The sequence below is a fragment of the Pseudomonas asiatica genome, assembly GCF_009932335.1.
Taxonomy (GTDB): Bacteria; Pseudomonadota; Gammaproteobacteria; order Pseudomonadales; family Pseudomonadaceae; genus Aquipseudomonas; species Aquipseudomonas asiatica.
This window is the reverse complement of the sequence record NZ_BLJF01000001.1, coordinates 4,018,470-4,031,873: the sequence shown is the minus strand read 5'-3', so window position 1 is coordinate 4,031,873 and position 13,404 is coordinate 4,018,470. Positions and strand designations below refer to the sequence as shown.

At 64.6% G+C, this 13,404-nt stretch carries 12 protein-coding genes; all 12 read left to right on the top strand.

Annotation, left to right across the window (positions count from 1 at the left end):
* Positions 1 to 13 precede the first annotated feature (13 nt).
* From mraZ to GYA95_RS18615, 12 genes are read left to right on the top strand one after another with little or no spacing between them, the layout of a single operon-like run.
* On the top strand, positions 14 to 469 hold the full coding sequence (gene mraZ, locus GYA95_RS18670; RefSeq protein ID WP_004575120.1) for a division/cell wall cluster transcriptional repressor MraZ: 456 nt from the start codon (positions 14 to 16) through the stop codon (positions 467 to 469).
* A complete protein-coding gene (rsmH, locus tag GYA95_RS18665; protein WP_015271715.1) occupies positions 466 to 1,413 on the top strand; it encodes a 16S rRNA (cytosine(1402)-N(4))-methyltransferase RsmH in 948 nt (315 codons plus the stop codon). The genes mraZ and rsmH overlap by 4 nt, the downstream gene beginning before the upstream one ends.
* Complete coding sequence (gene ftsL, locus GYA95_RS18660; RefSeq protein WP_003260787.1) at positions 1,410 to 1,703, top strand: cell division protein FtsL; 294 nt, start codon at positions 1,410 to 1,412, stop codon at positions 1,701 to 1,703. The genes rsmH and ftsL overlap by 4 nt, the downstream gene beginning before the upstream one ends.
* Positions 1,703 to 3,445: a peptidoglycan D,D-transpeptidase FtsI family protein gene (locus GYA95_RS18655; RefSeq protein WP_161551483.1), complete on the top strand. Its 1,743-nt coding sequence runs from the start codon at positions 1,703 to 1,705 to the stop codon at positions 3,443 to 3,445. The genes ftsL and GYA95_RS18655 overlap by 1 nt, the downstream gene beginning before the upstream one ends.
* Positions 3,442 to 4,932 carry a UDP-N-acetylmuramoyl-L-alanyl-D-glutamate--2,6-diaminopimelate ligase gene (murE, locus tag GYA95_RS18650; protein WP_170976258.1) on the top strand — a complete coding sequence of 497 codons (1,491 nt, stop codon included), beginning with the start codon at positions 3,442 to 3,444 and terminating at the stop codon, positions 4,930 to 4,932. Before GYA95_RS18655 ends, murE begins: the two co-directional genes overlap by 4 nt.
* Positions 4,925 to 6,292: a UDP-N-acetylmuramoyl-tripeptide--D-alanyl-D-alanine ligase gene (locus GYA95_RS18645; protein WP_015271712.1), complete on the top strand. Its 1,368-nt coding sequence runs from the start codon at positions 4,925 to 4,927 to the stop codon at positions 6,290 to 6,292. Before murE ends, GYA95_RS18645 begins: the two co-directional genes overlap by 8 nt.
* Positions 6,292 to 7,374, top strand: a complete 1,083-nt coding sequence (gene mraY, locus GYA95_RS18640; protein WP_015271711.1) for a phospho-N-acetylmuramoyl-pentapeptide-transferase — start codon at positions 6,292 to 6,294, stop codon at positions 7,372 to 7,374. The genes GYA95_RS18645 and mraY overlap by 1 nt, the downstream gene beginning before the upstream one ends.
* A gap of 6 nt (positions 7,375 to 7,380) precedes the next feature.
* Positions 7,381 to 8,727: a UDP-N-acetylmuramoyl-L-alanine--D-glutamate ligase gene (gene murD / locus GYA95_RS18635; RefSeq protein ID WP_015271710.1), complete on the top strand. Its 1,347-nt coding sequence runs from the start codon at positions 7,381 to 7,383 to the stop codon at positions 8,725 to 8,727.
* The gene (gene ftsW, locus GYA95_RS18630) at positions 8,724 to 9,938 is read left to right on the top strand and encodes a putative lipid II flippase FtsW (RefSeq protein ID WP_015271709.1); all 1,215 of its coding nucleotides are present in this window, start codon (positions 8,724 to 8,726) and stop codon (positions 9,936 to 9,938) included. Before murD ends, ftsW begins: the two co-directional genes overlap by 4 nt.
* Entirely contained in the window at positions 9,928 to 11,007 is a 1,080-nt protein-coding gene (gene murG / locus GYA95_RS18625; RefSeq protein WP_015271708.1) for an undecaprenyldiphospho-muramoylpentapeptide beta-N-acetylglucosaminyltransferase, read from the top strand. Before ftsW ends, murG begins: the two co-directional genes overlap by 11 nt.
* Entirely contained in the window at positions 11,000 to 12,448 is a 1,449-nt protein-coding gene (gene murC / locus GYA95_RS18620) for a UDP-N-acetylmuramate--L-alanine ligase (protein WP_013974110.1), read from the top strand. The genes murG and murC overlap by 8 nt, the downstream gene beginning before the upstream one ends.
* Positions 12,445 to 13,401, top strand: a complete 957-nt coding sequence (locus tag GYA95_RS18615; protein WP_015271707.1) for a D-alanine--D-alanine ligase — start codon at positions 12,445 to 12,447, stop codon at positions 13,399 to 13,401. The genes murC and GYA95_RS18615 overlap by 4 nt, the downstream gene beginning before the upstream one ends.
* The last annotated feature ends 3 nt before the right edge of the window (positions 13,402 to 13,404 follow it).

The window sequence follows — 13,404 nt, the reverse complement described above, 5'->3', positions numbered from 1 at the left end:
GGGAATCGCAGCCGTGTTCCGCGGAGCCAACGCCGTCAGCCTCGATGCCAAGGGCCGTCTCGCCATGCCGAGCCGGTACCGTGACGAGCTCGATTCGCGTTGCAATGGTCAGCTGATCGTGACCATCGACGCCGTTGACCCCTGCTTGTGTGTTTATCCCCTCGATGAGTGGGAACAGATAGAAGCCAAGTTGCGTGCTTTGCCATCGTTGCGTGAGGAAAACCGCCGCCTTCAGCGTTTGCTGATCGGTAACGCGGTTGACCTGGAGCTCGATGGCAGTGGGCGTTTCCTGGTACCGCCCCGTCTGCGTGAGTACGCCAAGCTCGACAAGAAGGCGATGCTGGTGGGGCAACTGAACAAATTCCAGCTGTGGGATGAAGATGCCTGGAACGCGGTTTCGGCAGCAGACCTTGCAGCTATTCAACAACCGGGCGCCATGCCCGACGAATTGCGTGACCTGATCCTGTGACCATAGATAGCGGCTTCAACCACATTACCGTCCTGCTCGACGAAGCTGTCGAGGCATTGGCCCTGCGCGCCGACGGTTGCTATCTGGACGGCACCTTTGGCCGTGGCGGGCACAGCCGGCTGATTCTCAGCAAGCTCGGGCCGCAAGGGCGGCTGCTGGGTTTCGACAAAGATCCACAGGCGATTGCCACGGGGCAAGCGCTGGCGGCCGAAGACGGCCGCTTTGTCATTGTGCAGCGCAGCTTTGCCGAGCTGGGCGCGGAAGTGGCCGAGCGTGGCCTGGATGGCAAGGTCAGCGGCGTATTGCTGGACTTGGGCGTTTCCTCGCCGCAGCTGGATGACCCCGAGCGGGGCTTCAGCTTCCTCAATGATGGCCCGCTCGACATGCGCATGAACCCGGACCAGGGCATCAGCGCCGCCGAGTTCATCGCCACTGCACCTGAAGAAGAAATAGCCCGTGTGTTCAAGGAGTACGGCGAAGAGCGTTTCGCCAAGCGCATGGCTCGCGCCGTGGTGCAACGCCGCGAACAGCAACCGTTCACCCGCACCGGCGACCTCGCCGAGGTGCTGAAGGTGGCCAACCCGGCCTGGGAGAAGGGCAAGAACCCGGCGACCCGCGCTTTCCAGGGCCTGCGTATTCACGTCAACAACGAATTGGGTGATCTCGAGGCAGGCCTGGAGGCCGCGATCGATGCGCTGGAAGTGGGCGGCCGCCTGGCAGTGATCAGCTTCCATTCGCTGGAAGACCGCATCGTCAAGCTGTTCATGCGCAGGCTGGCCAAGGGCGAGGCTGACAACCTGCCGCGCAACCTGCCGGTACAGCACAAGGTCTTCGAGCCGAAAATCAAGCTCATCGGCAAGGCTCAGTTCGCTTCCGACGCCGAGCTCAAGGCCAACCCGCGGGCGCGCAGCGCCGTTATGCGGGTGGCGGAGAAGCTGCGGTGAGCAGGCTGTTTGCCAAACCTTTGCCAGGCGGAAGCTTCCTGATGCTTCTGCTGTTCGTTGCCGTGCTGGTTTCGGCCATCGCCGTGTCCTACAGCGCGCACTGGAACCGTCAGTTGCTCAACACGCTGTACGGCGAATTGAACGAACGTGACAAGGCCCAGGCCGAATGGGGCCGGCTGATTCTCGAACAAAGCACCTGGACCGCCGCCAGTCGCATCGAGAACCTGGCTTCCGAGCAACTGAAGATGCGCGTACCTTCGGCTGACGAAGTGCGGATGGTGGCGCCATGATGAAGCTCGAAGGCGCACTCTACCCCTGGCGCTTCCGCGTGGTGATCGGCTTGCTGGCGCTGATGGTCGGTGCCATCTGCTGGCGCATCATCGACCTGCAGGTAGTCGACCGTGATTTCCTCAAGGGGCAGGGCGATGCGCGCAGCCTGCGTCACATCCCTATCCCGGCTCACCGCGGCCTGATCACCGACCGTAACGGTGAACCGTTGGCGGTCAGTACCCCGGTCACCACCCTGTGGGCCAACCCCAAGGAAATGCAGGCCTCCAAGGACCGCTGGCCGCAGCTGGCAGCAGCACTGGGGCAGAACCCGCAGCAGCTGACCGAGCGCCTGACCCAGCAGGCCAGCAAAGAGTTCATCTACCTGGTCCGCGGCCTGACCCCGGAGCAGGGCCAGCATGTGCTCGACCTGAAAGTGCCGGGCGTGTATGGCCTGGAAGAATTCCGCCGCTTCTACCCGGCCGGTGATGTCACCGCGCACATGGTCGGCTTCACCGACCTCGACGACCACGGTCGCGAAGGGGTGGAGCTGGCCTATGACGAATGGCTGGCTGGCGTACCCGGCAAGCGGCAGGTCATCAAGGACCGGCGCGGCCGGCTGATCAAGGACATCCAGGTAACCAAGAACGCCAAGGCCGGGAAGACCTTGGCGTTGTCGATAGACCTGCGCCTGCAGTACCTGGCCACCCGCGAGCTGCGCAACGCCATTGCCGAACAGGATGCCAAGGCCGGCAGCCTGGTGATCATGGACGTCAAGACCGGTGAGGTCCTGGCCATGGTCAACCAGCCGACCTACAACCCCAACAACCGCCGCAGCATGTTCCCGGCCGCCATGCGTAACCGCGCGATCATCGACGTGTTCGAGCCGGGCTCCACGGTCAAGCCGATCTCCATGAGTGCGGCACTGGAAAGTGGCCGCTGGAAGCCGACCGACAAGGTCGAGGTGTACCCGGGCAGCCTGCAAATTGGTCGCTACACCATCAAGGACGTGTCCAGGAGCGAAGGCCCGATCCTCGACCTGACCGGTATCCTGATCAACTCCAGTAACGTCGGCATGAGCAAGATCGCCTTCGACATCGGCGGCGAGGCCATCTACCGGGTCATGTCCCAGGTCGGCCTGGGTCAGTACACCGGCCTTGGCTTCCCCGGCGAGCGCGTCGGCAACCTGCCCAACCATCGCGAGTGGCGCAAGGCCGAGACTGCGACCCTGTCCTATGGCTATGGCGTGTCGGTGACCGCCCTGCAGCTGGTGCATGCATACGCGGCGCTGGCCAACGACGGCAAGATGGTGCCGCTGTCGATCCTCAAGGTCGACAAGGCCCCGGAAGCGGTGCAGGCCATTCCGAAGGAAACCGCCGAAACCATTCAGGGCATGCTGCAGCAGGTGATCGAAGCGCCGCGCGGGGTGTTCCGTGCCCAGGTTCCGTTCTACCACGTGGCCGGCAAGTCAGGTACCGCCCGTAAGGCCACCGTCGGTTCCAAGGGCTACACCGAAAACGCCTACCGCTCGCTGTTCGCCGGCTTCGGGCCGATGAGCGACCCGCGCTATGCCATCGTCGTGGTAATCGATGAGCCTGGCAAGGGCGGTTACTTCGGTGGCCTGGTTTCGGCACCGGTGTTCAGCAAGGTCATGTCCGGCACTCTGCGCCTGATGAACGTTCCGCCAGACAACCTGCCTCCACCGGCACCTGTAGAACAATCGCAAGTCAATGCTGCTGCAACCGCCAAGGGAGGGCGTGGATGATGACAATGCCATTGAGCAAGCTTTTCGCTCACGCCAGCCGTGACCCGTTGATCCGTGAACTGACGCTGGACAGCCGCAATGTGCGTCCGGGTGATCTGTTCCTGGCTGTTCCGGGCGCCAAGGTCGATGGCCGCGAGCATATCGCCGATGCCCTGGCGCGTGGCGCTGCCGCTGTAGCCTATGAAGAGCAGGGCACGAGCGTCCTGCCAATCACCGATGTGCCGCTCATCCCGGTCAAGGGCCTGATCGCCCAGCTTTCGGATATCGCAGGTCGCTTCTATGGCGAACCGAGCCGCCAGCTGAACCTGGTGGGCGTTACCGGTACCAACGGCAAGACCAGCGTCACCCAGCTGGTGGCCCAGGCGCTGGACTTGCTTGGCCAGCGTTGCGGCCTGATCGGCACCCTGGGTACCGGCTTCTATGGTGAGCTGCAGAGTGGTCGCCTGACCACGCCCGACCCGATCGCCGTACAGTCGACCCTCAACGACCTCAAGAAAGGTGGCGCCAAGGCCGTGGCCATGGAGGTTTCCTCCCACGCCCTGGAGCAGGGCCGGGTCGCCGCTCTGGAATTCGACATCGCGGTCATGACCAACCTGTCCCGCGACCACCTGGACTACCACGGCAGCATGGAGGCCTACGAGGCCGCCAAGGCCAAGCTGTTCGCCTGGCCGAGCCTGCGTTGCCAGGTGGTCAACCTGGATGACGATTTCGGCCGTCGCCTGGCCGCCGATTTTGCCCGCCGCCCGAGTGTCGACCATATCGAGACCCGGTTGCTCAGCTACAGCCTGGAGAACCCGGAGGCCTCGCTGTACTGCCGTGAAGCCGTGTTCAATGACGATGGCGTGCGCGCCACCCTGGTCACCGCCCAAGGCGAACGTACCCTGCGCAGCCAGTTGCTGGGCCGCTTCAACCTGAGCAACATGCTCGCCGCCGTGGCGACCCTGTTGGCGCTGGACTACGCGCTGGACGAAATCCTCAAGGTCACCCCGCAGCTGCAGGGGCCGATCGGCCGCATGCAGCGCCTGGGTGGGGGCGACAAGCCGCTGGTGGTGGTCGACTATGCGCACACCCCGGACGCCCTGGAGAAAGTGCTCGAAGCCCTGCGCCCGCATGCGCACGGCAAGCTGCTGTGCCTGTTCGGCTGCGGCGGCGACCGAGACCGCGGCAAGCGTCCGCTGATGGCCGAAGTGGCCGAGCGCCTGGCCGACCGCGTGCTGGTAACTGACGACAACCCGCGTACTGAAGACCCGCTGCGCATCTTTGACGACATCCGCCCGGGTTTCGCCAAGCCTGCCGAGGTCGAGTTCGTTGCCGGTCGTGGCGAAGCCATTGCGCACCTGATCGCCACCGCCGCTGCCGACGATGTGATCGTGCTGGCCGGCAAGGGGCACGAGGATTACCAGGAGATCAATGGCGAGCGCCATGATTTCTCCGATTTGACCGAGGCCGAAAAGGCACTTGCAGCCTGGGAGGCTCCACATGCTTAAGCCGATGTCACTCAGCCAGCTGACCAAAGCGCTGGGTGGTCAACAAGTCGGTGCCGACGCCACCTTCACCGGCGTCAGCATAGACAGCCGCAGTGTTGGCGCCGGGCAACTGTTCGTGGCCCTGGCCGGCCCGCGCTTCGATGGCCACGACTACCTGGCCGATGTGAAGGCCAAGGGCGCTGTCGCTGCCCTGGTCGAGCGTGAAGTGGCCGATGTCGACCTGCCGCAGCTGCTGGTCGCCGATTGCCGCCTGGCCCTCGGCCAGCTTGGCGCGCTGAACCGTGCTGCATTCGACAAACCGGTGGTGGCCATCACCGGTTCCAGCGGCAAGACCACGGTCAAGGAGATGCTCGCCAGCATCCTGCGCACCCGTGGCCTGGTGCACGCCACCCGCGGCAACCTGAACAACGACCTCGGCGCGCCGCTGACCCTGCTGGAGATCGCTCCCGAGCACAGCGCCGCGGTGATCGAGCTGGGCGCCTCGCGCATTGGCGAGATCCGCTACACCGTCGGCCTGACCCGGCCCCAGGTGGTCATCATCAACAACGCCGGCACCGCCCACGTTGGCGAGTTCGGCGGCCCGGAAAAGATCGTCGAAGCCAAGGGCGAGATTCTCGAAGGCCTGGGCGAGGGCGGTATCGCCATCCTCAACCTGGACGACAAGGCCTTTGATATATGGAAGGCACGTGCCGGCGCGCACAAAGTCTTCAGCTTTGCCCGCAACAATCCAAAGGCCGATTTCCATGCCTCTGACATCGGCCGCGATGCCCGTGGTTGCCCTTCGTTCAAGCTGCATGGCGCTGGCGACACGGTAGACGTGCAACTCAATGTGCTCGGTGAGCACAACGTCAGCAATGCCCTGGCCGCCGCTGCCGCTGCCCATGCCGTTGGTCTGAGCCTGAGCGGCATCGCCGCAGGCTTGGCTGCCGTGCAACCGGTCAAGGGCCGTACCGTGGCGCAGATCGCGCCGAACGGCGTGCGGGTGATCGACGACAGTTACAACGCAAATCCCACCTCCATGTGCGCGGCCATTGATATACTCGCCGGCTTTTCCGGGCGCACCGTCTTGGTGCTTGGGGATATCGGCGAACTGGGGCAATGGGCGGAAGAAGGCCACCGTCAGGTGGGTGACTACGCGCGTGGCAAGGTCGACGCCCTGTACGCAGTGGGTTCCAACATGACACACGCGGTCAAGGCATTCGGAGCCAATGGCCGCCATTTCGCTACTCAAGCTGAGCTGATCGACGCGGTTGGCGCCGAGAATGCCAGCGACACCACTATCTTGATCAAGGGCTCGCGCAGTGCTGCGATGGAAAACGTCGTGGCGGCATTGTGCGGTGCCAGCGGGGAGAAACATTAATGCTGCTGCTGTTGGCCGAGTATCTGCAACAGTTCCACAAAGGCTTCGCGGTCTTCCAGTACCTGTCCCTGCGCGGGATTCTGGGTGTGCTGACCGCGTTGTCCCTGGCGCTGTGGCTGGGGCCGTGGATGATCCGTACCCTGCAAATCCGCCAGATCGGCCAGGCCGTGCGTAACGACGGCCCGCAATCGCACCTGTCCAAGTCCGGCACCCCGACCATGGGTGGGGCGCTGATCCTGTCCGCCATCGCCGTCAGCACGCTGCTGTGGGCCGACCTGACCAACCGCTATGTGTGGGTGGTGCTGATCGTTACCCTGGCATTCGGTGCCATCGGCTGGGTCGATGACTACCGCAAGGTGATCGAAAAGAACTCGCGTGGCCTGCCAAGCCGCTGGAAGTACTTCTGGCAGTCGGTGTTCGGCCTGGCTGCAGCCGTCTTCCTGTACAAGACCGCGCCGACCAGCGTCGAAACCACGCTGATCCTGCCGTTCATCAAGGATGTCACCATTCCGCTGGGCATCGGCTTCGTCGTGCTGACCTACTTCGTCATTGTCGGTTCGAGCAACGCGGTCAACCTCACTGACGGCCTCGACGGCCTGGCGATCATGCCGACGGTGATGGTCGGCGGCGCCCTGGGCATCTTCTGCTACCTGTCGGGCAACGTTAAGTTCGCCGAATACCTGCTGATCCCCTATGTGCCGGGCTCGGGCGAGCTGATCGTGTTCTGCGGCGCGCTGATCGGTGCCGGCCTGGGCTTCCTGTGGTTCAACACCTACCCGGCGCAGGTATTCATGGGTGACGTCGGCGCGCTGGCGCTGGGCGCCGCGCTGGGCACCATCGCCGTGATCGTTCGCCAGGAAATCGTGCTGTTCATCATGGGCGGCGTGTTCGTCATGGAAACCCTGTCGGTGGTGATCCAGGTTGCCTCCTTCAAGCTGACCGGCAAGCGCGTGTTCCGCATGGCGCCGATCCACCACCACTTTGAACTCAAGGGCTGGCCAGAGCCACGGGTGATCGTCCGCTTCTGGATCATCACCGTGATCCTGGTGCTGATCGGCCTTGCAACCCTGAAACTGAGGTAGATGAGCGTGTCCTTGATCGCTTCCGACCAATTCCGCATCGTTGTCGGCCTCGGCAAGAGCGGCATGTCCCTGGTTCGCTTCCTGGCGAGCCGGGGCACTGCCTTTGCGGTCGCCGACACCCGCGAGCAACCGCCGGAACTGGACACCCTGCGCCGTGATTACCCGCAGGTGGAAGTGCGCTGTGGTGAACTGGACGTGGACTTCCTGTGCCGCGCCAACGAGCTGTATGTCAGCCCCGGCCTGGCCCTTGCCACCCCGGCCCTGCAGCAGGCGGCCGCGCGTGGGGTGAAGTTGTCCGGTGACATCGAACTGTTCGCCCGCCACGCCAAGGCCCCGATCATTGCCATCAGCGGCTCCAACGCCAAGAGCACCGTCACCACCCTGGTGGGCGAAATGGCCGCCAAGGCGGGCAAGCGCGTGGCGGTGGGCGGCAACCTCGGTACCCCGGCGCTGGACCTGTTGGCCGATGATGTCGAGCTGTACGTGCTGGAACTGTCCAGCTTCCAGCTGGAAACCACCGATCAGCTCAACGCCGAAGTGGCCACCGTGCTGAACATCAGCGAAGACCATATGGACCGCTACAGCGGCCTGCCGGCTTACCACCTGGCCAAGCACCGGATCTTCCGTGGTGCCCGCCAGGTCGTGGTCAACCGCCAGGATGCCCTGTCCCGGCCGCTGCCGGTGGAAGGCCGCCCATGCTGGACCTTCGGTCTCAACCAACCGGATTTCAAGGCCTTCGGCCTGCGTGAAGTGGACGGCGAAAAATACCTGGCGTTCGAGTTCCAGGCGCTGATGCCGGCACGTGAGCTGAAGATTCGTGGCGCCCACAATCAGAGCAACGCCCTGGCGGCTCTGGCTCTGGGGCACGCTGCCGGCCTGCCGTTCGAACCGATGCTCGAGGCACTGCGCGAGTTCGGCGGCCTGGCCCACCGTTGCCAGTGGGTGCGCGAGCGCAACGGCGTGAACTGGTACGACGATTCCAAGGCCACCAACGTCGGTGCTGCCCTGGCCGCGATCGAAGGCCTGGGTTCCGACATCGAAGGCAAACTGGTGCTGATCGCCGGTGGCGACGGCAAGGGCGCCGACTTCGCCGCGTTGCGCGAGCCGGTCAAGCGCTTCTGCCGCGCCGTGGTGCTGCTTGGCCGTGATGCCGAGCGCCTGGCCGAAGCCCTGGGCGATGGCGTGCAACTGGTCCGCGTGAAGTCTCTCGACGAGGCTGTACAGCAATGCGCCGAACTGGCCCGGCCGGGTGATGCCGTGCTGCTGTCGCCGGCGTGTGCCAGCCTCGACATGTTCAAGAACTTCGAAGAGCGCGGGCGCCTGTTCGCCCAGGCAGCGGGAGGCCTTGCATGATCTTTGGCATCCTCAAGCCCTATCCGTCGCCGCTGATCAGCGGCCGTGGCATCGACCTGGACTTCGCGATGCTCGCCGGCTGCCTGGCTTTGCTGGGCCTGGGCCTGGTGATGATCACCTCGGCGTCCTCGGAAGTGGCTGCGGTGCAGTCTGGCAACCCGCTTTACCACATGTTCCGCCACTTGGTGTACGTGTTCCTCGGCCTGGTCGCCTGTGGCGCCACCATGCTGGTGCCGATCGCCACCTGGCAGCGCATGGGCTTCCTGATGCTGCTGGGGGCCTTCGGCCTGCTGGTGCTGGTGCTGGTGCCGGGCATCGGCCGCGAAGTGAACGGTTCCATGCGCTGGATCGGCTTCAGCTTCTTCAACGTGCAGCCTTCGGAAATTGCCAAGGTGTTCGTGGTCATCTACCTGGCCGGCTACCTGGTGCGCCGGCAGACCGAGGTACGCGAAACCTGGATGGGCTTCTTCAAGCCATTCATCGTGCTGCTGCCCATGGCTGCCCTGCTGCTGATGGAGCCGGACTTCGGTGCCACCGTGGTGATGATGGGCGCGGCGGCGGCCATGCTGTTCCTCGGCGGGGTGGGGCTGTTCCGCTTCAGCCTGATGGTGGTGTTGGCGGTCGTTGCGGTGTTCGTCCTGGTACAGGCGCAGCCTTACCGTATGGCGCGCCTGATTACCTTTACCGACCCGTGGTCCGACCAGTTCGGCTCGGGCTACCAGCTGACCCAGGCGCTGATTGCCTTCGGCCGTGGCGAGTGGTTCGGCGTTGGTCTGGGCAACAGCGTGCAGAAGCAGTTCTACCTGCCTGAAGCGCACACCGACTTCGTGTTCTCGGTACTGGCCGAAGAACTTGGCGTGGTCGGCTCGCTGCTGACTATTGCTCTGTTCGTATTCGTGACTGTGCGTGCCCTGTATATCGGCCTGTGGGCGGAAAAAGCCAAACAGTTCTTTGCCGCTTATGTTGCGTTCGGCCTGGCCTTCCTGTGGATCGGCCAGTTCCTGATCAACATCGGTGTGAACGTCGGCCTGCTGCCGACCAAGGGCCTGACCCTGCCGTTCCTCAGCTACGGGGGCAGCTCGCTGGTGATCTGCTGTGCCTGCGTGGGCCTGTTGCTGCGCATCGAGTGGGAAAGCCGTACGCACCTGGGTAGTGAGGAGCACGAATTCAGCGAAAGCGATTTTGCCGAGGAGACCAATCATGGCCGCTGACGGCAGGAACGTACTGATCATGGCGGGCGGAACCGGGGGCCACGTGTTCCCGGCCCTGGCCTGCGCTCGTGAATTCCAGGCGCGCGGTTACAGCGTGCACTGGCTGGGCACCCCGCGTGGCATCGAGAACGAACTGGTGCCCCAGGCCGGCCTGCCGTTGCATCTGATCCAGGTCAGCGGCCTTCGCGGCAAGGGCAAGCTGTCGTTGCTCAAGGCGCCGTTCACCCTGGTCAAGGCCGTGCTGCAGGCGCGGCGTATCGTGCGTGAGCTCAAGCCGGTATGCGTGGTCGGCTTCGGTGGCTATGTGACCGGCCCAGGCGGCGTGGCCGCACGCCTGTGCGGCGTACCGCTGGTGATCCACGAGCAGAACGCGCGCGCCGGTACTACCAACCGCCTGCTGCTGCCGCTGGCTGCGCGTGTTTGCGAAGCCTTCCCGGCCACCTTCGCCGCCAGCGACAAACTGCGCACCACCGGCAACCCGGTGCGCCCGGAGCTGTTCATGGACGCCCTGCGCGCGCCGCTGGCCGAGCGCCGTGCGCGCCTGCTGGTGATGGGCGGCAGCCTGGGGGCGGAACCATTGAACAAATTGTTGCCTAAGGCCCTGTCCGAAGTGCCCCCCGCGCTGCGGCCAGAGGTATTCCACCAGGCCGGCAAGCAACACGCGCCAGCCACCGCCGAGCGTTATCGCGAGGCGGGCGTCGAGGCTCAGGTAGAGCCCTTCATCAAGGACATGGCCCAAGCCTATGGCTGGGCCGACATTGTGGTGTGCCGGGCCGGCGCCTTGACCGTCAGTGAGCTGGCGGCAGCGGGCCTGCCTTCGATGCTGGTGCCATTGCCCCATGCGATCGACGACCACCAGACCCACAACGCCCAATATCTGGCCCGGGAAGGCGCTGCCTTCCTGATGCCACAAGCGACAACTGGCGCAGCGCAGCTCGCTGAACGCCTGAACGAGGTGCTGATGCAACCCGAGAAACTCAACGTCATGGCAGGCACCGCACGGCGCCTGGCCAAACCTGCCGCAACCAGCACCGTGGTCGATATCTGCCTGGAGGTGGCCCATGGTTGAAAGCCAGAAAGCCATGCCCCAGCCAAAGATGGGCCGTATCCGCCGTATCCACTTCGTCGGTATCGGCGGCGTGGGCATGTGCGGCATTGCCGAAGTGTTGCTGAACCTGGGCTATGAAGTGTCCGGTTCCGACCTGAAGGCTTCGCCGGTCACCGAGCGCCTGGAGTCGTTCGGCGCCGAGATCTTCGTCGGCCACCGTGCCGAGAACGCCGCCACCGCCGATGTGCTGGTGGTGTCCAGCGCCATCAACCCGGCCAACCCGGAAGTCGCCACCGCTCTCGAGCGGCGCATTCCGGTGGTGCCGCGTGCCGAGATGCTCGCCGAGCTGATGCGCTATCGCCATGGCGTGGCCGTTGCCGGCACCCACGGCAAGACCACCACCACCAGCCTGCTGGCCTCGGTGTTCGCCGCTGGCGGCCTGGACCCGACCTTCGTCATCGGTGGCCGCCTGACCGCTGCCGGCACCAATGCCCAGCTGGGTACCAGCCGCTACCTGATTGCCGAAGCGGACGAGAGCGATGCGAGCTTCCTGCACCTGCAGCCGATGGTGGCCGTGGTCACCAACATCGACGCCGACCACATGGCGACCTACGAAGGTGACTTCAACAAGTTGAAGAAAACCTTCGTCGAGTTCCTGCACAACCTGCCGTTCTACGGCCTGGCCGTGATGTGCCTGGACGACCCGGTGGTGCGCGAGATCCTGCCACAGGTCAAGCGCCCGACCGTGACCTATGGCTTCAGCGACGAGGCCGACATCCGCGCCATCAACGTGCGCCAGATGGGCATGCAGACCCACTTCACCGTGCTGCGTCGTGATCGCGAGCCGCTGGAGGTGTCGGTGAACATGCCCGGCAACCACAACGTGCTCAATGCCTTGGCCACCATCGCCATCGCCACCGACGAAGGCATCACCGACGAAGCCATTGTCCAAGGCCTGTCCGGCTTCCAGGGCGTCGGCCGCCGCTTCCAGGTGTACGGCGAACTGCCGGTCGAAGGCGGCAGCGTGATGCTGGTCGACGACTACGGCCACCACCCGACCGAAGTGGCTGCGGTGATCCAGGCCGTGCGCGGCGGTTGGCCAAGCCGTCGCCTGGTGATCGTCTACCAGCCGCACCGCTACAGCCGTACCCGCGACCTGTACGACGATTTCGTCCAGGTTCTGGGCGATGCCAACGTGCTGCTGCTGATGGAGGTCTACCCGGCCGGCGAAGAGCCGATCCCCGGCGCCGACAGCCGCCAGCTGTGCCACAGCATCCGCCAGCGCGGCAAGCTGGACCCGATCTACATCGAGCGTGGCGTCGACCTGGCGCCGCTGGTCAAGCCACTGCTGCGCGCCGGCGACATCCTGATCTGCCAGGGTGCCGGTGATGTCGGCGGACTGGCCCCTCAATTGATGAAAAGCCCGCTGTTCGCTGGCGCCAAGCAGGAGAAGTCGAAATGACCAGCGCCTACGACAAGCTGCACTCGACCCTGGACGTCAAGGCGTTCGGCCGCGTCGCGGTGCTGTACGGCGGCAAGAGCGCCGAGCGCGAAGTGTCGCTCAAGTCCGGTGCCGCAGTGATCGACGCGCTGACCACCGCCGGTGTCGACGTGGTCGCCATCGACGTGGGTGACGACCTGCTCGACCGCCTGCAAAGCGAGAAGATCGACCGCGCCTTCATCATCCTCCACGGCCGTGGCGGTGAAGACGGCAGCATGCAAGGCCTGCTCGAGTGCCTGGGCATCCCCTACACCGGCAGTGGCATCCTTGCCTCGGCACTGGCCATGGACAAGCTACGCACCAAGCAAGTGTGGCAGAGCCTGGGCATTCCGACCCCGCGCCACGCGGTGCTGGCGAGCGAAAGCGATTGTTTGCAGGCCAGTACGGAACTGGGCTTCCCGCTTATCGTCAAACCCGCCCATGAAGGTTCCAGCATCGGCATGGCCAAGGTGAACAGCGCCCAGGAACTGGTCGCCGCCTGGCAGGATGCCGCCCGATACGATTCCCAGGTACTGGTGGAGCAGTGGATCCACGGGCCGGAGTTCACCGTCGCGGTATTGCGCGGCCAGGTGCTGCCGCCGATCGCCCTGGGTACGCCGCACGTGTTCTACGACTACGACGCCAAGTACATCGCCAACGATACCCAGTACCGCATTCCCTGCGGCCTGGACAGCGTCAAGGAACAGGAACTGATCGACCTGACCGCGCGTGCCTGCGATGCCATCGGCATCGAAGGCTGGGGGCGGCTGGACGTGATGCAGGACGAGCAGGGCCGGTTCTGGCTGCTCGAAGTCAACACCGCACCCGGCATGACCGACCATAGTCTGGTGCCCATGGCGGCCCGCGCGGCCGGCCTGGACTTCCAGCAACTGGTGCTGGCGATCCTGGCCGAGAGCGTGGCGACGCGAGGTTAAAAC

Coding starts and splice junctions, on each gene's coding strand:
- GYA95_RS18615 (WP_015271707.1), top strand. CDS start 12,445: ATGACCAGCGCCTACGACAAGCTGCACTCGACCCTGGACGTCAAGGCG.
- GYA95_RS18655 (WP_161551483.1), top strand. CDS start 1,703: ATGAAGCTCGAAGGCGCACTCTACCCCTGGCGCTTCCGCGTGGTGATC.
- murC (WP_013974110.1), top strand. CDS start 11,000: ATGGTTGAAAGCCAGAAAGCCATGCCCCAGCCAAAGATGGGCCGTATC.
- murG (WP_015271708.1), top strand. CDS start 9,928: ATGGCCGCTGACGGCAGGAACGTACTGATCATGGCGGGCGGAACCGGG.
- murE (WP_170976258.1), top strand. CDS start 3,442: ATGATGACAATGCCATTGAGCAAGCTTTTCGCTCACGCCAGCCGTGAC.
- ftsW (WP_015271709.1), top strand. CDS start 8,724: ATGATCTTTGGCATCCTCAAGCCCTATCCGTCGCCGCTGATCAGCGGC.
- mraY (WP_015271711.1), top strand. CDS start 6,292: ATGCTGCTGCTGTTGGCCGAGTATCTGCAACAGTTCCACAAAGGCTTC.
- GYA95_RS18645 (WP_015271712.1), top strand. CDS start 4,925: ATGCTTAAGCCGATGTCACTCAGCCAGCTGACCAAAGCGCTGGGTGGT.